Origin of the sequence: Ensifer sp., from assembly GCF_035999185.1 — a bacterium.
Classification (GTDB): domain Bacteria; phylum Pseudomonadota; class Alphaproteobacteria; order Rhizobiales; family Rhizobiaceae; genus Ensifer.
The window spans coordinates 286667-304601 of sequence record NZ_DASYHB010000170.1 but is presented as its reverse complement, the minus strand read 5'-3'; the positions used below and the strand labels follow the sequence as shown (position 1 = coordinate 304601).

Annotated in this window: 16 protein-coding genes; 2 read left to right on the top strand and 14 right to left on the bottom strand. The window is 62.2% G+C overall.

Annotation, left to right across the window (positions count from 1 at the left end):
* Positions 1-28 precede the first annotated feature (28 nt).
* From VGO04_RS22790 to VGO04_RS22770, 5 genes are all read right to left on the bottom strand, one after another.
* Positions 29-379 carry a DUF488 domain-containing protein gene (locus VGO04_RS22790; protein ID WP_327498226.1) on the bottom strand — a complete coding sequence of 117 codons (351 nt, stop codon included), beginning with the start codon at positions 377-379 and terminating at the stop codon, positions 29-31.
* 91 nt (positions 380-470) lie between these two features.
* Entirely contained in the window at positions 471-1208 is a 738-nt protein-coding gene (gene queE / locus VGO04_RS22785; RefSeq protein ID WP_327498225.1) for a 7-carboxy-7-deazaguanine synthase QueE, read from the bottom strand.
* A complete protein-coding gene (queD, locus tag VGO04_RS22780) occupies positions 1205-1561 on the bottom strand; it encodes a 6-carboxytetrahydropterin synthase QueD (protein WP_327498224.1) in 357 nt (118 codons plus the stop codon). Before queD ends, queE begins: the two co-directional genes overlap by 4 nt.
* Complete coding sequence (gene queC / locus VGO04_RS22775; RefSeq protein ID WP_327498223.1) at positions 1561-2271, bottom strand: 7-cyano-7-deazaguanine synthase QueC; 711 nt, start codon at positions 2269-2271, stop codon at positions 1561-1563. Before queC ends, queD begins: the two co-directional genes overlap by 1 nt.
* Before the next feature lie 158 nt (positions 2272-2429).
* Positions 2430-3032 (bottom strand): TetR/AcrR family transcriptional regulator, encoded by a 603-nt coding sequence (locus VGO04_RS22770; RefSeq protein ID WP_327498222.1) that lies wholly within the window; start codon positions 3030-3032, stop codon positions 2430-2432.
* A gap of 86 nt (positions 3033-3118) precedes the next feature.
* Between VGO04_RS22770 and VGO04_RS22765 the strand changes: the two genes are divergently transcribed.
* Positions 3119-3955, top strand: coding sequence for an N-acyl homoserine lactonase family protein (locus VGO04_RS22765; RefSeq protein ID WP_327498221.1), 837 nt, complete (start codon positions 3119-3121; stop codon positions 3953-3955).
* 321 nt (positions 3956-4276) lie between these two features.
* Positions 4277-5146: a DMT family transporter gene (locus tag VGO04_RS22760; RefSeq protein ID WP_327498220.1), complete on the top strand. Its 870-nt coding sequence runs from the start codon at positions 4277-4279 to the stop codon at positions 5144-5146.
* Between the two features lie 132 nt (positions 5147-5278).
* Here VGO04_RS22760 and VGO04_RS22755 read toward each other — a convergent pair whose 3' ends face one another.
* From VGO04_RS22755 to VGO04_RS22715, 9 genes are all read right to left on the bottom strand, one after another.
* Positions 5279-6526 carry a YdcF family protein gene (locus VGO04_RS22755; protein ID WP_327498219.1) on the bottom strand — a complete coding sequence of 416 codons (1248 nt, stop codon included), beginning with the start codon at positions 6524-6526 and terminating at the stop codon, positions 5279-5281.
* 331 nt (positions 6527-6857) lie between these two features.
* Positions 6858-8279: a HAMP domain-containing sensor histidine kinase gene (locus VGO04_RS22750; protein WP_327498218.1), complete on the bottom strand. Its 1422-nt coding sequence runs from the start codon at positions 8277-8279 to the stop codon at positions 6858-6860.
* Between the two features lie 194 nt (positions 8280-8473).
* Positions 8474-8830, bottom strand: a complete 357-nt coding sequence (locus VGO04_RS22745) for an SPW repeat protein (RefSeq protein WP_327498217.1) — start codon at positions 8828-8830, stop codon at positions 8474-8476.
* Between the two features lie 218 nt (positions 8831-9048).
* The gene (ggt, locus tag VGO04_RS22740) at positions 9049-10788 is read right to left on the bottom strand and encodes a gamma-glutamyltransferase (protein WP_327498216.1); all 1740 of its coding nucleotides are present in this window, start codon (positions 10786-10788) and stop codon (positions 9049-9051) included.
* Positions 10789-11013: 225 nt separating this feature from the next.
* Complete coding sequence (locus VGO04_RS22735; RefSeq protein WP_327498215.1) at positions 11014-12627, bottom strand: GMC family oxidoreductase; 1614 nt, start codon at positions 12625-12627, stop codon at positions 11014-11016.
* A 22-nt stretch (positions 12628-12649) separates the two neighbouring features.
* Positions 12650-13867 (bottom strand): mandelate racemase/muconate lactonizing enzyme family protein, encoded by a 1218-nt coding sequence (locus VGO04_RS22730; RefSeq protein ID WP_327498295.1) that lies wholly within the window; start codon positions 13865-13867, stop codon positions 12650-12652.
* 5 nt (positions 13868-13872) lie between these two features.
* Positions 13873-15150, bottom strand: coding sequence for an MFS transporter (locus tag VGO04_RS22725; RefSeq protein WP_327498214.1), 1278 nt, complete (start codon positions 15148-15150; stop codon positions 13873-13875).
* Positions 15151-15254: 104 nt separating this feature from the next.
* Entirely contained in the window at positions 15255-16679 is a 1425-nt protein-coding gene (aldA, locus tag VGO04_RS22720) for an aldehyde dehydrogenase (RefSeq protein WP_327498213.1), read from the bottom strand.
* A 196-nt stretch (positions 16680-16875) separates the two neighbouring features.
* The gene (locus VGO04_RS22715; RefSeq protein ID WP_327498212.1) at positions 16876-17754 is read right to left on the bottom strand and encodes a LysR substrate-binding domain-containing protein; all 879 of its coding nucleotides are present in this window, start codon (positions 17752-17754) and stop codon (positions 16876-16878) included.
* Positions 17755-17935: the final 181 nt, after the last annotated feature.

Below are 17935 nucleotides of genomic sequence, written 5' to 3'. Positions count from 1 at the left end.
ACGCAGCATGCCGGTCCGTCAGTCGACGCTACAGGCGTTTCAGCATGTAGCTCTTGAGCAGTTCAGCGTGATTTTGCGCCTCATCCTTGACGCTGAAGAGCAGGGTGACCGGCCCTTCCTCGATGCGCTGCCGCAGTTGCTCGACTGGAGCAGGATTTCCGTCGAGTTCGGCGAGATAGCGCTCGCGGAACTCCTCCCAGCTTCCCTCGCCAGTATGAAACCACCGCCGAAGTTCCGTCGTCGGCGCGATCTCTTTTAGCCAGAGGTCGACGGCGGCATCGGCCTTGGTGAGACCGCGCGGCCACAGGCGATCAACGAGGATGCGCATGCCGTCGTCATCGGACTTCGGCTCATAGACACGTTTGGTCTTCAGCTGCATGAACGCCCCCTCACCCGACTCCATCATCCGGACCATAGCTGCCTGCCCGTGTCCAACCAAGAGCCAGCGGGCAGACGGCGAGGTCTGCGCGCTACACCCCGCGCCTGTTGCCCCAGAGCAGCACATGCAGCTGCGGCAGGACACGCGCTTCGAACCAGCGATCCTCCGTCACCTTGCCGACAAGCCAGAGCATGCGGTCGATGATACCGTCGATATCGACGGTGGCGTCGTCATCATCGGGCGGCGGTGGCGTGTGGTTGCCCGGCTGCAGGTAGAGCGGCAAATGCGGGTAGCGGGCCGCGGCGTCGCGCGCGTAGCCATAGTCGCGCTCGTCGAAGACGACGATCTTCAACGCGACCTGCGGTCCGCCCGCAGCCGCCCGAAGACAGTCGTCGAACGCATGCCAATCCGTCTCCATTGCGCTCGACGGCGGCTTTGGGCTCAGCACCAGCACATCGAGATCGGCGAACCAATCCTTGGCGAGACTGCCCTGGGTCTCAAGCGCAAAGCGGTAGCCCTCCTCCCGTCCACGCGCGATCAGGGGTCCGAGCGGCTGGATCGCCGGATTGCCGCCGGAGAGCGACACCGTCAACGGCTTGCCTCCGGAAAGCTTGGCGACTTCCTGCCAGATTTCCTCGACGGACATCGGCAGCCATTGCTCGCGGTACGCGCTGTCGACCGCGTGGAGCGTGTCGCACCAACTGCAGCGATAATCGCAGCCACCGGTGCGCACGAACACGGTCGGCAGCCCGATCAGAATGCCTTCGCCCTGGATCGTCGGCCCGAAGATTTCACTGACGCGGATGCGCGTTTCGCCCGGCCCGGTCATGGCCGGTATTCCGCCCAGGTCTTTGGCGTTTCGCTGACCCGTACCGCCGAGGTTTCCGGCAGCCTTGCCTTGCACCAGTCATAAAAGTGCTTTGCGAGACACTCGGCCGTCACCCGGTCATGCCCGAGCACGTCGTTCAGGTGGCGATGATCGAAGCTCTCGTCGATATAGCGCTTGAGCGGCGAAAGCTCGTGATAGTCGCGCACGAAGCCATGCTCGTTGAGTTCCGCTCCCGAAAGCTCGACCTCGACAACGTAGTTGTGGCCGTGCAGCCGCGCGCACTGATGATCGGCCGGCAGGCTCTTCAGTTGGTGCGAGGCCGAGAAATGGAATTCCTTGGTGATCCGGAACATCACTTCACCTCCTCGGCAGCGAATGCCGATGTCGCCGCCATCCAGAAATCCGGGTCCTCGTAGTCGGTGGGGTCTGCAACGCCGGCAAGGTGGAAGGCTTCGCGCCGCTCGACGCAGGTGCCGCAGCGGCCGCAATGGCGAACGCCACCCTTGTAGCAGGACCAGGTGTCTTCAAACGGCGTCTCATGGCTTGCACCGTCGGTGACGATATCCGCCTTCGAGATCGTCACATAGGGCGAATAGAGCGTGACATTGGCGTAGCCATCGAGCGCGTGGTTCTGCATCGCCTGGAAGGCGTCGATAAAGCCGGGGCGACAGTCGGGATAGATGAAATGGTCGCCGCCGTGCACGGCGACGGCCACCGCATCCGCCTTCTGCGCCGCCGCCAGCCCGAAGGCGATGGCGAGCATGATGGCGTTGCGGTTCGGAACCACCGTCGCCTTCATGGTTTCCTCGGCATAATGCCCGTCAGGCACGTCGACATCGTCCGTCAGTGCCGATCCGGTGAGATGGGCGCCGATCGGGCGGATGTCGATGATCTGATGGGGAACGCCGAGCCGCGTTGCGCAGGCAGCGGCATAGTCCAGTTCCTTGCGGTGGCGCTGTCCGTAGTCGAAGGAGAGCAGTCCAATGAGTTCATGCTCGGCTGCGACCTTGTGGGCAAGCGATACCGAGTCCAATCCGCCGGAGCAGATGACGATCGTCTTCATGATAGGTGTCCTTGTTTTGACCGGGTAGGCTGCGACCGGATTACGGGGCGCCTTCTAGGGCAAACGAGGAGCGATTGAAAGAGCTAAATCTTGGCCAAAGGAAACGCCCGTTCCGGCCAACGCTGGCCGCAATGCCTACTCCGGAGCAGCGCGAGACCTTAAACCGCAGTCCGTTCCAGCTGCGCAAGACCGCGAACCATGCCTTGCGACGACACGTCACCGATAACAGCGGATTGCACGACATAGCCGAGCACAAGTGACAGCAAAGCGGCGGCCATATCCATGTCCGCATCGTGGTGCGCGCCAGTTCTCTCGTCACGCCAACGCTTTAGCGCGCCGGCGAGATCGCTGCGAAAATCGACGTAGAAGCGCTTCATCGCTGCCCGCAGTTGCTCACTCCGTTGCGCCTCGCTCCAGCCAAGCAGTGCGATACGCTTCAGATCGAAGCCATCCCGGTTCGCAAAGCTATCTATGGCCCCGGTGATCTTGCCGACGAGTTGGGTGGGGTCGATCGGCGGCTCGGCATGCAGCAATGGCGCAACGATCGCCGAGAGGCTGGACAGAGACGTGGTGACCGCGGCGAGGATCAGCTCCTCCTTACTTGGATAGTAGGAGTAGACGGCGCCGGCCGACAGGCCGGACGCACGGATGATGTGGTCCATCGTCGTGGCGTGAAGCCCATCCCTCTGAAAACAGATCCAGGCTGCTTCTAGAATTTGCGCCCTACGGGCGGCTCGTTTCTCGTCTGATATCTTCGGCATCCGCACAAAATAAAACGAACGCTCCCTCTTTAAAAGAGGTGCAGAAAATATTAAAACGAATAACCGTTCTTTTTATGGAGGCAACCATGATCAGAGTGACGGCGATCGAAACGGGCAAGGCCCGCATGAAGTCAGCCCAGCGTACCGGACGCGAAGGCCGCGGCGCCATCGGACGCAAGATCGATATTTTCCGCGACCCGCACTGGATCGATCCCTTGCCCATCCTGTGCTTCCTGATCGAGCATCCGGAGGGCCGCTTTCTCGTCGATACCGGCGACACCTGGCGCAACTCGGTGCCGGGCTATCTTCCGGGCTGGAACCCGTTCTACAAGCAGGTCCAGATCCGCGTTGCGCCCCACGAAGAGGTGGGCTCACGGCTGCTCGCCATGGGGCTCGATCCGGCCGAAGACGTCGGAACCGTCATTCTCACCCACTTCCACCACGACCACACCGGGGGGCTCGACCACTTCCCGCGCAGCCGGATCGTCGGGCCGCGTGCAAACTATGCCGTATCGATCGGCCTGAGGGGAATGATGACGGGTTGCCTGCCACAACGCTGGCCGATCTGGCTGCGGCCGGACCTGGTGGACATGGATGGCCCGGCCGTCGGCCCCTTTGCCGCTTCCCACCCGATCACGCGCGATGGTCGGATCCTGCTCGTGCCGACACCTGGCCACGTCGCCGGCCACGTTTCCGTCATCGTGCGCGGTGATGCGTTCACCTACTTCCTGGCTGGCGATGCGACCTATTCGCAGGCAACCCTGCTCGCGGAACAGACGGATGGCGTCACCAACGACCCAGCGACCGCCCTTTCGACATTGCGGGCGATCCGCCGGTTTGCTGCGGACGAACCGACGATCCTGCTGCCGGCTCACGACCCGGAGGGTGTCGCGCGGCTGGCAGCCGGATCGACCTTGGTCTGACACACGACCCCTTCAGGCAGCGCCGGCTGGATCCACTTCGGGCACCACAAGGTCGCCTCGGCCGAGGTCGCCTCGGCATCGGCAGGCGGAGGTGAACGCTCGATGCGCTGGCAAGCTGTTCGGCGTCGCGATCGCACAGGAACATTAGCGAGCCTCTCGCTGACCTCATGAAATTACTGGGACCGCGGGGGCAACGCGTTGTCTTCCGACAATTGCTTGCCGTTCGGATAGACACGCTGTCGACTTCACCGATACAACAACGCACCCTTACCCAAAGACTGTGCTAATGAAGCGGTCAGCGATTCCTAAGTTTGTAGTGCAATGAGCCCCAAGACCCGCGGTTACATTTTTGCCTTCCTTGCCATTTGCATTTTTGCTGGCCAGGACGCCATCACCAAGTATCTGGGCGATCGATACCCTGCCCTGTTCATCACCATGATAAGGTTCTGGGCCTTCGCGCTCTTCGTGTTTGCATTCGCTGCATCGTCACCGGGTGGGATTCGCAAAACCGCGCAAACTCGTCATCCCTGGCTGCAGATCGTTCGCGGCCTGCTGCTGGTCGCGGAAATCGTTGTCATCGTCGTGTCCTATGTCCACGCCGGGCTCGCGATGAGCCAGTCGATCTTCCAGGCGACACCGCTGATCATCACCATCCTCTCGATACCGCTTCTCGGCGAGGTCGTCGGATGGCGACGCGGTGCGGCAATCGTAGTTGGCCTCATCGGCGTTCTGGTGATCATCAATCCCGTGGATGTGCAGTTCGACACGTCCCTGCTTCTGCCGCTTGCAGCCTCGGTCCTGTTTGCGCTCTACAGCATCGCCACGCGAGCGGTCAGCCGGGACGATTCCGCCGTGACAAGCCTGTTTTACGCCGGTGTCGTCGGCGCGCTCGCGATTTCTCTGGTCGGCCCGTTCTACTGGACGGACGTCAAGCCTTCCGACTGGTTCGCGCTCGCAGCGCTCTGCGTCTGCGGGACGCTCAGCCACTACTTTCTCATCAAGGCCTACGGGCTGTTGCCGGCCGCGGAAGTCCAGCCGGTCACCTATTTCCAGCTGGTTCTGAACGTCATCTTCGCCGTCATGCTGTTTGGCGAGACGATCACCCACAACATGATCGTCGGCGCGCTCATTGTCGTCGGCGCCGGACTGTTCACGATCTGGCGCGAACACCAGTTGGCGAGACGATCGTAGACGGGTCGCCGGGGTTCTTGGAACGCAACCGTTGGCCGCGTAAAGATTCCGAACCGATAGACGGTAGCTCGCGCGCCCCATAGCTCCGAACGGGACGCGCGAACCTCGATTATTCCGGACGTGCGCCGAAGGCTACTGCTGAAGCCCCGGATAGGCCCAGACGCCCGAAACACGCATCAGGTCACGGTAGATAACCAGCCGCTCGTCCGGCCCGACCTTTGCCGCCTCGTCCTGGGACGCTGCGTCCAGTGCATTCACCGGTAGCACGGCGGTCGGCAGATCGCGCTGATTCAACGCGTCTTCCATCACGGTACGGGCGCGGCGCATGTGGCTCGAACTGGTCACCAGGATCACGGTATCGGCCTGATGTCGCACCAACAGGTTGGCGGCGTTGATCACATTGCCGATCGTGTCCTTCGACTTGTCTTCAATGATGATGCGATCACGGCTAATGCCCTTTTCCACCAACCACTTGGACATCACGTCACCTTCGGTAACACCGTTCTTCGGGACGCCGCCACTCACCATTACCAGCGCTGTCGGGTTGGCCTCTGCAGCCTTCAGCGTCACGTCGAGGCGGTCGAGCAAAGGCTGCTGCGCCGTGCCGTCATCAGCCAGCGCATAGCCCAAGGCGACGACCACGACCTTGCCGGGCACCGTCGGGACATCGAAGTTCGGCTTTTCGGCCATGATCTGTTCTGCACGAACAAAGCGCTTCCGATACTCCTCCGCGCGCTCGCGATCGAGCCCAGCAAGGGCTTGGTGGGCTAGTCCCGCACCGGTCTCGTCACCACGGATGCGGGCAATCGCCTCCTGCCAGGCTTGCGCATCAAATGCGGTCGGCTCCTTATCAAGGATACCCTGGAACGTCGCCCGCGCCTCGTCGAGCTTCTTCTGGATGATCTGGGTTGAGGCGACGGCATACTGAAAATCCAGTCGCTCGGGCGCCAGCGTCGACGCTTCCTTGAAGGCCTCCTCCACGACATCGTACTTGCCGTGCAAGGTGATGCCCTTGAAAACTTCGGCTTCCGCCTTTTTGACGTCGCCTCCCGACCAGTAATATTGCATGCCGGTGTCAACCAACTGCTTGATACGGGCAGCGTTGTTCTGATCGAAGGCCCCGGCCGGAGCAACCGACACAAGACACGCCGTTGCCGTCAATATCGCGATGAGGCGGCGTCTTGTGCTGCCGGCCCTTGCAGGACGCGGCGCGTCCGATGCACGTACGGTCGGCCCCACCAAGAGGGCAAATATGGAACTCGGCTTCATTTGATATCTCCCAGTTTTCCGGTTGCCCTTGGGCTTGCTTGCCCTTGGGCCGATAAGCGTTCCGTAATCACTTCCGATCTGGCCCCATAGTGATGAGGCCAGTATTATCAATACCAAAATATGACCACCGATCTAGGGCTCGATGGCAAATCGCCCGCAACAACGCCCCCAATTGGCATGATTTATGTTACATTTCTTACAGATAACGCATGTAAGTTGCGACGAGACCGAAGAACAGTCGCTAGTTGGTATGATATTGGTATTATCCAATCGAACCTGACCGGCGTGCGCTCGGCTGTGCGCAATCGGGCCGTGACCGCAGATGGCGTGGAAGATCAGATTTTCGCCAGCCGGAATTCTGCCCCTTGAGAGGCGGGTAGCCGTCAAGGACTGGGGAGCGAATGTCCCGCCTCGCAGCAGCAGCTGTCGATCGTCGAAACGGCTAGGGCCGCGCTCCAGATTCTGCGCGGGAAGACAAAGCCTGTTCAGGTACCGGGCTGGAGAACGCCATGCGGAAACACGCCCCGCCGCTCGGCGAGTTCAAGACCGTCATCTCGGCACCATGCCGCTTGGCAATCTGCAGCACGAGATTGAGTCCCAAGCCCGCACCTCGGTCGCGCGGCTTCAGGCGATAGAACGGCTCGAAGATACGCTCGCGTTCCGCCTCCGGAACACCCGGACCATCGTCCAGGATTTCGATCACACCTTCGCGCTCCACCCGAACGACAATCGTTCCCCGGTTTCCGGCATGCTCGATCGCGTTTTGAACCAGATTGGTGACGGCCCGTGCGAGGGAGGCTGCGTCGGCCTGAACCAGCGATCTCTGGATCTTCGGCTCGTAGGAAAAGTCATAACCTTCGTCGATCGCCAGAGGCGCGAGATCGGCGGCCACGTCGCGGCACAATTCAACGAGGTCCACGGCGGCAAGCGGCTTGGCATTGGCCTCCAGGCGCTGCAGATCGAGCAACTGCTCGGCAAGTGCCGAGATCTTCTCGCAGTCGGCGATCAGCCGGTCCCGCTCTGGCCCCGCCGAAAGCGAATCCAGCCGCGCCTGGAGGATGGCAACCGGCGTCCGCAACTCATGGGCCGCATCGAGGATGAACCGCTGGTGGCGACCATAGGCCTGGTCAAGCCGATGCAGCGCGTCATTCATGCCCCGCACCAGCGGCTTCACCTCATTGGGAATGGTCGTTTCGGGCAGTCGGTAGTTGCGCCGTTCGATGCTGATTTCTTCGGTTTCGCGCGCCAGTTCCGAGATGCCGCGGCTCGCCCGGTTGACGATCCACGGCACGCCCGCGATCGTCACAATGGCGAGAAGCACCAGCATCGGCGCGAGCGAAAAGCGCGAAAACTGCAGGATGAGGGCCGATTGGCTCATCAACTCGCCTTGCCCGAAAATCGTGAAATCCCCTTCCGCATTCGACCTGCGCCGAAGAACGGCAAGGTAGGGTGATGGATCCCCCGCATCGCGAATATCCGAATAGGTCATCTTGTCGAGGTTCGCGCTGATCCCCCGGTAGATCGCAGGGATGTTCCCCACCTGCACGGTCTCTCCGTGATCATTGCGCGCGATGAACCAGAAATCCGGATGCCTGGCATGGACGTCCCCCATCTCCTCGGTTCTTGCGAGCATCAAGCCGCCATCCGGGCCCCTTCGAATGGCGTCGAACGCAGCCTCGACCGGCGCGGGACTGACAAGCACGCCGCCCTCGTCGGCAAGCACCAGCAAGCTGACGAACGAGAGCCCGAAGGCGAGCAGGATCGCCAATTGCAGGACCAAAAGCTGAGCGATGAGGCGCTGCTTGAGGGATCGCGGCCAGAACGTCCTCACCGGCTGCACCGCAGGAATGGATGGAATCTGCAAGGCATCGGTTGGCTCCGCTCGGACACGCGCAAAATGATCTCGCTTACTGAAAAGACTCAAGCCCGGGCGAAAACCGCTTCGCAATTTTCGTGGATCTGCATGGGCCTGAAGCTGCAAAGATTAGATTACGCGGGCATTACGACCGATCGCGGCCCGGCGCTGCGGCGCCGGGCCGCGATGTCTTCTGCCCATCGTCATGCATGCGCATGCGGATGCTGACGTTCATCCCAGACAGCCCAGACCGCGAGCGCAGTTACCAGCCCACCGAGGACGACATGCGTCCACATGGGGTTGGAACTGGTCGAGAAACCGAGCAGCCAGGGTGAAGCGATCAGCCAGAGCCCGACGATGAGGCTTGCCCATTCCTCCCATTCCGCAAACATGGCAAGCGTCGCGATCGCCAGTACGCCGAGCACGGCGGCGGCGATCCAGGCGTTCCAGGCCGGAACGCTTTCGACAACGAAACCCATGATCCAGGGAGAGACAAACAGGCAGAGGGCAAGAACCAGATTAATCCAGTCCTGTGCTTTCTTTCCTTCCATCAGTGCCATGACAACCTCCACGAATGAAGCTTGGCCAAAGCGTACGATCGCGTGCGATCGCACGCTCTGAAAACTATAATAAATTCAACCGAAAGCGCTTTCAAATCTTTTTCGCGCGAGCAGGCGGTGATCGGGCGTGCAAATGCGCCGGAAGAGGTGCGCCGAGACACGTTCTGTGGCGACCTTTGGTCGTCACCCGTTCAGTTTCCGACGTTCCGCAAAACGCGCTAGTACCCGCGCGCAGCGCCCGCGCCGATACGGCTGTCGACGGCGCCGTTATAGCGGGCGCCACCACCGGCCTCGATGTCGGAGAGGCTCTCGCCGCCAACGAGAATGCCGGTCGCCTGCCCCCAGATCGTCCAGCTTTCGTCGATCTGAACGTTATGGCCCATGGCCGCAAGCAGCTTGCGGGTATCGGGCGACAACGCATAGGGCTCCATGAACACCTTGTCCGGCAGCCATTGATGATGGATGCGCGGCGCGTCGACCGCCTCCTGGATGTTCATGCCATGATCGATGACATTGAGGATCGCTTCGAGCGTGATGGTGATGATGCGCGCGCCACCGGGACTGCCGATCACCATGAAGGGCTTGCCGTCCTTCGAGATGATCGTCGGGCTCATCGACGACAGCGGTGTCTTGCCCGGTGCAATCGCGTTGGCCTCGCCCTGGATCAGCCCGTAGAGATTGGGCACGCCCGGCTTGGACGTAAAGTCGTCCATCTCGTTGTTAAGCAGGATACCGGTGCCAGGTGCCACCACGCCGGCGCCGAACGAACCGTTCAGCGTATACGTAACCGCGACCGCGTTGCCCTCGTCGTCGATGATCGAATAGTGCGTAGTTTCCTTGCTCTCGCCGAAGCCCTTGGGGATCAGCGCCTTTGAGACGCCGGCGCGGAACGGATCGATCTTGCCGCGGATCTCCTGGGCATAGGTCTTGTCGGTGAGCTTGGCGACCGGGTTCTCGACGAAATCCGGATCGCCGAGCGAGGTGTTGCGGTCGACATAGGCGTGGCGCATCGCCTCGATCATCACATGCACCGTGTCTGCGGCGCCGTAACCCATGTAGGAAATCGGATACCCTTCGAGCACGTTCAGGATCTCGCAGATGATCACACCACCCGACGATGGTGGCGGCGAGGAAACGATGTCATAGCCGCGGTAGTTGCACTTGACCGGCTCGAGTTCTCGCACGGCATAACGCTCGAAATCGGCCTTCGCCAGGATCCCGCCCTTCTCTGTGCTCGCCTTGGCGATCTGATCGGCGATCGCCCCCTTGTAGAAGGCATCCGGGCCTTTTTCGGCGATGCTCGAAAGCGACTTTGCAAGATCGGCTTGAACGAGCGTTTCGCCAACGACGAAGGGCTTACCGTCCTTCAGGAAGATGGCGGCCGCTGCCGGGTCCTTGGCGAGCCTTTCGGTCTCGCCCTCGAAAGAGTCGATGTCGCCCTGCTCCAGCACGAAGCCATCCTTGGCAAGCGCGATCGCCGGAGCGATCAATTCGGCAAGTGGCTTCGTTCCGTATCGGCTGCGCGCAGTCTCGAAGCCCATGACCGGCCCGGGAACGCCGACGGCGAGATAACCCTCGGTGCTCGCGCCTTTGACAATATTGCCCTTGTCGTCGAGATACATAGTCTTGGTCGCCGCTTGCGGCGCCCGTTCACGGAAGTCGAGGAAGGTCGTCTTACCGTCCTTGAAGCGGATGGTCATGAAGCCGCCGCCGCCGATGTTGCCGGCGGTCGGATAGGTGACGGCGAGCGCATAGCCGACGGCGACCGCGGCGTCCACGGCATTGCCACCGCTTCTCAAGACCGCGACCCCGATATCGGACGCCAGGTGCTGCGCAGTCACCACCATGCCATGCTCGGCCTTTACAGGCTCCGGGGATGCGGCGTGCGCCGACCAGGAGGCGAGGCTCGATGCGAGGAGCAATGTCATCGACAGGGTCTTCAAGCGGGAACTCGGCATGCGTCTCTCCCTCGCAGGCTCGCGATGCCTGCAAATGCCGAAACGCCGCAGCTTTGCCGCGTCGAGCACGGCGGCAACGATCGTTCGGGAGGGCAGGCACCAGACGTGGGTGGCTATGAAGTGAGGGGAGTATAGCCACGCCCGACCGGCCATGGCAATTCACGTATGGGAGTCAATCACCGGTGCAGCCTCCCACTGCGGGCGATCCGCAGTGGGGTCGGTTCCTTAAGCGGCGTCCGAAAGGATCAGATCAGCGCCCTTCTCCGCCACCATCATTGTCGGCGCGTTGATGTTGCCGGCGGTGATGTTGGGGAAGATCGACGCGTCGACGACACGCAGGCCCGGAACGCCATGCACGCGCAGGCGGCTGTCGACCACGGAGCTCGTCTCATCCGGTCCCATCGCGCAGGTGCCGCAGAGATGATAGATCGAACCGGAGTTTTCGCGGAAGTAGCCCAGCAGCGCTTCGTCGCTTTGCACCAGAGGCGCCGGCGAAATTTCCTCTGCCGTCAGCGACGACAGCGCCGCGCCCGACGCGATCCGTCGCACCAGCCGGCTTCCCTGCAGCACCTCGTCGATATCCCGATCGGTCGTCAGGTAGTTCGGACGGATCAACGGCCTTTGCGCAGCGTCCGGCGATGCGATCGAAATGCTGCCGCGGCTGGTCGGCCGGCAGGAATTGAAGCAGATCAGGTAACCCGGATAGGGTTCCGGTTTCAGCCCGGCCTTCGGATCCTTGGGGATGCGGTAGGAGAGCGGGTTGAAATAGAGCTGGATGTTCGGCCGTTCCTCGTCCGGCCTGCCGCGGAAGAAGCCACCGGCCTGGTTGACGCTCATTGAAAACGGGCCCTTTCCGGTCAAGAGATACTGCAGCCCCAGCCGCATCTGGCCGAAGAGGCTGCCGAACTCGTCGTTGAGGGTCGGGATCGTGGCCCGGTAGTAGAAGCTTGCGCAGAGATGATCCTGCAGGTTCTGGCCGACGGCCGGCAGGTGCCGCCGCGTTTCGACGCCGAGTGCCGACAGCGCCTGGCCGTCGCCAATGCCCGAAACCTGAAGCAGTTGCGGACTGCCGACAGCACCGGCGGCAAGGATGACCTCACGCCGCGCGGTGAACCGCCGCTTTTCGCCGTTCTGCAGCACATCGACGCCCGTGACGCGCCCGTCATCCGCAAAGACCAGCTTTTCCGCCTGGGCGTAGCGCTCGATCGTCAGGTTGGAACGCTTCAACGCCGGCCGCAGATATTCCGCACTTGAATGCGATCGGCGGCCATTGTTGGTGTTCACGTCGTAGACGCCGGCGCCTTCGATCGAAGCGCCATTGAAATCGTCGTTGACCGGCAGCTGCAGCGATCCGCAGCTTTCGAGAAAGGCGTCGGTGATCGGATGCGTCATGCCGCGCATCGGCGTGATGTGGATCGGGCCGTCGCCGCCGTGCCATTCGGAAGAGCCGCGCGCATGGGTTTCGAGACGACGGAAATAGGGCAGCACGTCGTCATAGCCCCAGCCGGTATTGCCCGATGCTTTCCAGTCCTCGAAATCGTCGCGCGCGCCGCGCACGTAGATCATCGCGTTGATCGAGCCCGAGCCGCCCTGAACCTTGCCGCGCGGCACGTAGATGCTGCGATCCTGAAGCTCGGCCTCCGGCTCGCTCGAATACATCCAGTTGACCTGAGGATTGTAGTAGCTGCGGGCGTAGCCGACCGGGATCTTGAACCAGAACGAATTGTCGTTGCCGCCAGCCTCGAGCAAAAGCACGTTGTACTGGCCGCTTTCGCTGAGGCGGCTCGCCAGGATGCAGCCGGCCGAGCCGGCGCCGACGATGATGTAGTCGTAGATCATCTCGTGTCCCTGATATCCGAGTTCACCCGCGCGCGGGCGCAAAGGCCTTCACGTCGGCGGGCCGGCTGTCCATCTGCAGGTGCAGGCGCTCGCCGGTATAGGGCGTGTGCTTTTCGACCACGTCCATGTTGAGCTCGATGCCAAGGCCGGGCTCGCGCGACGGGATGATGTAGCCGTCCTCGACCACGAGTTTGGTCTTCAGCACGTCGGCATGGAACCCGGAGAAATCGAGGATCGCCTCGTGGATGAGGAAGTTCGGCGTGGCGGCCGAAAGCTGGATTGACGCGGCTGCACCCACCGGACCGTTATAGAGATGCGGCGCGATCTGGGCGTAATAGGCCTCGGCCATGCCGGCGATCTTCTTGGCTTCGAGCAGCCCGCCGACGCGGGCCACGTTCATCTGCAGGATCGAGGCAGCCTTCAGCTCAAGCACGCGCTGGAACTCGTATTTGGTCGTCAGCCGCTCGCCGGTCGATACGGGGATGGAGGTTGCGCGCGCCACCTCGGCCATCGCCGCTTCCTGACCCGGAGGAACCGGCTCTTCGAACCACAGCGGATCGTATTTCTCCAGTCGACGGGCAAGGCGGATGGCGGAGGACGGAACCATCTGGCCATGGGTGCCGAAGAGCAGATCGGCGCTGCTTCCGACCGCATCGCGGATCTTGCGGCAGAATTCCTCGCAACGGTCCATCACGCCCAACGAAAGCTGATGGCCGGAATAGTTGGTGTAGGGACCAGCCGGGTCGAACTTCACGGCAGTGAAGCCCATCTCGACCATCTCGACTGCGCATTCGGCGGCAAGATCCGGATCGTTGAAATCGAACTCGCCGGCAGCGTTCTTCGGATAGAGATAGGTATAGGCGCGGAGCTTTTCGTGCACGGTGCCGCCGAGCAGGTCTGCAACCGGCCGTCCTGCCGCCTTGCCGATGATGTCCCAGCAGGCGATTTCCAGGCCCGAGACGATGCCCATCATCGTTGGGTCCGGGCGCTGGGTGAATCCGCTCGAATAGGCCGAGCGCCAGAAGCGCTCGATCTGGTGCGGGTCATGGCCGAGCAGATGCCGCTCGAAGACGTCCTCGATCAGCGGCGCCATGGCGCTCGGATGGAACGAGGTCGCGTAGATTTCGCCGATGCCCTCGATGCCGCAGGCGGTGGTGAGGCGGACGAAGATCCAGTACATGCCGCCCACATGCGGCTGCGGGACGGCGACGGCGTAGGTCGTAAGGGACGCGATCTTCATGTGTATCATGCCTTCTTCTTGAGGCGGGCCATCAGCGCCAGGGTGGCGATGGCGCCGAGGACGCAGATGGCGGCGATGTAGCCGAAATAGAACTGGTAGCCGGTAATGCCTGGATAGGTATCGGAGAGGTATCCGTTGACCAGCGGCAGGTAGGTGTCGGGCGCGTAGCCGACCAGCGAGATGATGCCGATGGCAAGACCGGTGATGTTGGCCGGCACCCGGCAATCATCGAGGATTGCCCAGTAAAGGCCGCGGATCGTATAGGTGATGAGGCCGACGACGAGCACCAGTCCGACGAAGAGGATCGTTGAGCCCATGCCCGGCAGGGCGATCATCGCGACGAGACTGGCAGCCGCAATGATGAAGCTCAGGAACAGGATGCCGGTCTTGCCGTAGCGGTCTCCGAGCAATCCACCGCCGATGCCGCCGACCGGGCGCAGCCAGAGCTTGATGGTGACGATCAGGCCGGCCATCGCCGCCGAGATGCCGAAACCGCCTTCCTGCAGATAGGCCGAGAAGCTGTAGGTCGCGAGGAACACATGGTAACCGCAGAAGATGATGGCTGCGACCAGCCAGACCTCGGGGATGGCGAGCAGCGTCTTGATGTCGGCGAGAAGATTTCCGTCGCGCTTGCGCGCGGTCCTGTCGGTCTTCACCGGCTGCGACACGGCGAAATAGGCGATGCCGACGACGATGCAGAAGATGGCGTAGAGCAGCACGACATCACGGAACCCGGTGGCAAGCCCGGCGCCACGCGTTTCCGTCGTGAAGACGAAGAGCGCGATGGCAACACTTGCAAGCAGTGCCTCGACGAGACCGCGGCCGCCGTCGAGGACGCCGAAGAAGCGGCCCTGTTCGTTGGCGCCGGCAATCAGCTTCACCTGCTTCAGCGTGGCTGCCCAAAAGGTCAGGCCGGTCGTGACGCCGAACCCGCAATAGATGACGAGAAGGGCGGAATAGCTGGGCAGCGTCGCGTACCAGAGGCCGAGCAGGCCCGTGCCGACCATAGAGACGAGGATCAGGATGCGCGGCTGGACGCGGTCGGCCAGCCAGCCGCTCGGCAGGTAGCCGAGAAGAAAGCTGGTGCCGAGGATGGAATAGAGCACGCCGAGCTCGGTGTTCGACAGCTTCAGCACCTCCAGCATCGTCGTCTGATAGGACTGACGCAAATAGAGGATCGGGTAGATCGCGCCGGCGGCGATCACGATCAGCGCCAGCTGAAGATAACGGCTGCGTGCCGACACGGTTGGCGCTGACATTTCAGATTCGATCGTTAGGCTCACGGGTAGTCTCCTCCCCGGCCGACGGCGAGAGCGATGCCATCGGCCCGGTCTTGATGTGGGTGTCGGAGCAATTCCGGTTTCGCGAATTGCGCCATTTCAAATGATCAGTGTTTCAGAACGACGAGGCGTGTCTGGGTGAACTCGAGCATGCCGTGCTTGCCGTCGTCGCCGCCGAGGCCCGAGCGTTTCCAGCCGGCATGGAAGCCTTGGTAGGGGTCGGCCGGGAAACGGTTGACGTAGAGTTCGCCGGCCTCGATCGCGTCGCTGGCCCGCATCACGGTGCGATAGTTCTCGGTGAAGAGCACCGAGCTCAAGCCGAACTGGTGGTCGCTCGCCTTTGCCAGCGCCTCTTCGAAAGTCGCATAGGAAAGCACCGCGAGCACCGGCCCGAAGACCTCTTCGCGCACGATCTCCATCGCCTGGGTGCAGCCGGAAATCAGTGTGGGCGGATAGAAATAGCCGGGTCCGTCGGGCAGATAGCCGCCGACCTCGATCTTCCCGCCTTCTGCTTGCGCCTGCTCGACCATCTCATGCACGCGCTTCTGTGCGGCCGCATTGGCAAGCGGCCCCATGCGGCTCGAATCCTCGGCGCGGTCACCAAAAGCGCGGGCGGCAAAACCTTCGCGCAGCTTGGCGAGCAGCCGATCGTGCACGCTTTCATGGACATAGAGCCGTTCGGCACTGGTGCAGACCTGGCCGCAATGGGCGGTCTTGGCAGCGATGATCATCTGAGCCACCGCATCGAGATCGGCGTCGGGCTCGACGATGACAGGTGTCTTGCCCCCAAGTTCGAGCGACGGCTTGGCGATATTTTCCTTGCAATAATCAAGCACGATACGGCCGGCCGACACACTGCCGGTCAGGGTGATCATGCCGACGGCAGGATGGGTGCAGAGCGTCTTTGCGACATCGTGCGACATCGTCAGGATGTTGACGAGGCCCTCAGGCAGGCCCGCCTCGACGATGGCTTCAGCAACGGCAAATGCAGAGGTCGGCGTGTTGTTGCTCGGGCGCACGACGACGGCGTTGCCGGCAATCAGCGCCGGAGCGATCTTCCGGACCAGCGTATAGATCGGGTAGTTGAACGGAATGAGGCAGGCGGCGACGCCGATCGGCGCGCGCTTCAGAAGCAGCGTTTCGCCGGGGTTGTCGCTCTCGATCACCTCGCCCTCGATGCGGCGCGCCCATTCGGCGTGGTAACGCATCAATTCGGCGCCATAGATCACTTCGGCGGTCGCGTCGGCAAGGCTCTTGCCGGACTCGAGCGCCAGGGCAGCACCGATGCGCTCGGCCCGGTTTTCGAGCACCGCTGCCAGTAGGCGCAATGCGTCGCCGCGTTGAATTGCCGGCAGCGCCGCCCAGCCACGTTGCGCCTTCACCGCCGCCTCGACCGCGGCCTTTGCCTCGTCGTCACTGGCCGCCGGGACAGACGTGAACACTTCACCGGTTGCCGGGTTGCGAACATCGATCACGGCCGCAGACGTGCTTTCGATAAAGCGGCCGCCGGAGAAATTGCGATAGGAGCTCATGGCATCTCGGATTTTCTTGCCGCAGTCCCATGCGCCAAAGGCGGCGCGGGAGGCGGGCTAGCCGGGAGAGAGCATCACGAGCGACGACCCGACCTCTCTCCCGCGATCGGATCCGTCACCAAATTGATGCGACGATGAAGACGAGGGCACAAGCGAGTAATTTTCGGTGAGAGCATTCCAAAATGGAATGCTTGGTTCAGCCAGCGCGGTCGGCCACCACTTCCGAAAGCAACCAGGTGCGGAACGCGTCCACCTTGCCGTCACCGCCGGACTGCGGCCGGGTGACGAACCAGTAGGATTCGTGACCTTCGACTTCGACGTCGAAAAGCTGCACCAGTTGCCCTGACTGCAGCTGGTTGCGAACCATCGAACGATCCGCGACGGTCACACCCAAGCCCGCACACGCCGCCTCGATCGCGAGATCAAGCAGGTCGAATTCGAGGCCGCCGCGGGTATCGACATCCTGAAATCCGGCTGCGTCCAGCCAGTGCCGCCAGGTGAGGTAGCGCCGATCGGGCGAGGCGAGCACGTGCAAGAAGGAGAAGCGCTGAAGATCGGACGGGCCGTCGATTTTCGCTCCCTCCAGAAGGGAAGGCGCGCAGACGACGACATGCCGCTCCGTCATCAGAATGCTCGTATCGAGCATCGGCCATTCGCCGTCACCGAAGCGGATGGCGCAGTCGAGAAGCCCGCGCTCGGCAAGCGTATCGGAAGCCTCGGTGCTGATGCTGATGTCCACATCCGGCAGGGCCTCGCGCAAGCGGGCAAGGCGTGGCAGCAGCCAGCGCTTGGCAAAGGTCGGCGGGACGTTGACCCGCAAGCGGTTCTGGTTGCTCTTCTCAGTGATGCTGCGCAGCGACACCTCGATGTTGTGAAACGCCTCCTGGATCGTTGCCAGCAGTTCGGCGCCGGCGGGCGTCAATTCCAGGTGGTGATGGCGGCGGATGAGAAGATCTTCGCCAAGCTCGTCCTCAAGATTGCGGACCTGCCGGCTGACGGCACTTTGCGTGAGGTTGAGCCGCTCGGCCGCGCGCGTGAAACTGCGGGTCTGGCCGACCACTTCGAAGACCTTCATCGCCGACAATCCAGGAAGTCTTCGCATCGATAACTTGGCCTCAGGAAGTACTACGCACATTTCCGCGGTCGTGGTCGCGGGATCGATGCGCACTCTTGCGTGCCGCGCGCCAGCGTACAAGCACGAAAATCCAGATCGCACATGGCCGACCGAAAGCGGCGATCTGCAAACGACAAACGGC

Bases quoted from the DNA above. Each gene is read 5' to 3' on its own strand.
- VGO04_RS22790 (WP_327498226.1), bottom strand. From the start codon at position 379: ATGCAGCTGAAGACCAAACGTGTCTATGAGCCGAAGTCCGATGACGAC.
- queE (WP_327498225.1), bottom strand. From the start codon at position 1,208: ATGACCGGGCCGGGCGAAACGCGCATCCGCGTCAGTGAAATCTTCGGG.
- queD (WP_327498224.1), bottom strand. From the start codon at position 1,561: ATGTTCCGGATCACCAAGGAATTCCATTTCTCGGCCTCGCACCAACTG.
- queC (WP_327498223.1), bottom strand. From the start codon at position 2,271: ATGAAGACGATCGTCATCTGCTCCGGCGGATTGGACTCGGTATCGCTT.
- VGO04_RS22770 (WP_327498222.1), bottom strand. From the start codon at position 3,032: ATGCCGAAGATATCAGACGAGAAACGAGCCGCCCGTAGGGCGCAAATT.
- VGO04_RS22765 (WP_327498221.1), top strand. From the start codon at position 3,119: ATGATCAGAGTGACGGCGATCGAAACGGGCAAGGCCCGCATGAAGTCA.
- VGO04_RS22760 (WP_327498220.1), top strand. From the start codon at position 4,277: ATGAGCCCCAAGACCCGCGGTTACATTTTTGCCTTCCTTGCCATTTGC.
- VGO04_RS22745 (WP_327498217.1), bottom strand. From the start codon at position 8,830: ATGGCACTGATGGAAGGAAAGAAAGCACAGGACTGGATTAATCTGGTT.
- ggt (WP_327498216.1), bottom strand. From the start codon at position 10,788: ATGCCGAGTTCCCGCTTGAAGACCCTGTCGATGACATTGCTCCTCGCA.
- VGO04_RS22735 (WP_327498215.1), bottom strand. From the start codon at position 12,627: ATGATCTACGACTACATCATCGTCGGCGCCGGCTCGGCCGGCTGCATC.
- VGO04_RS22730 (WP_327498295.1), bottom strand. From the start codon at position 13,867: ATGAAGATCGCGTCCCTTACGACCTACGCCGTCGCCGTCCCGCAGCCG.
- aldA (WP_327498213.1), bottom strand. From the start codon at position 16,679: ATGAGCTCCTATCGCAATTTCTCCGGCGGCCGCTTTATCGAAAGCACG.
- VGO04_RS22715 (WP_327498212.1), bottom strand. From the start codon at position 17,754: ATGAAGGTCTTCGAAGTGGTCGGCCAGACCCGCAGTTTCACGCGCGCG.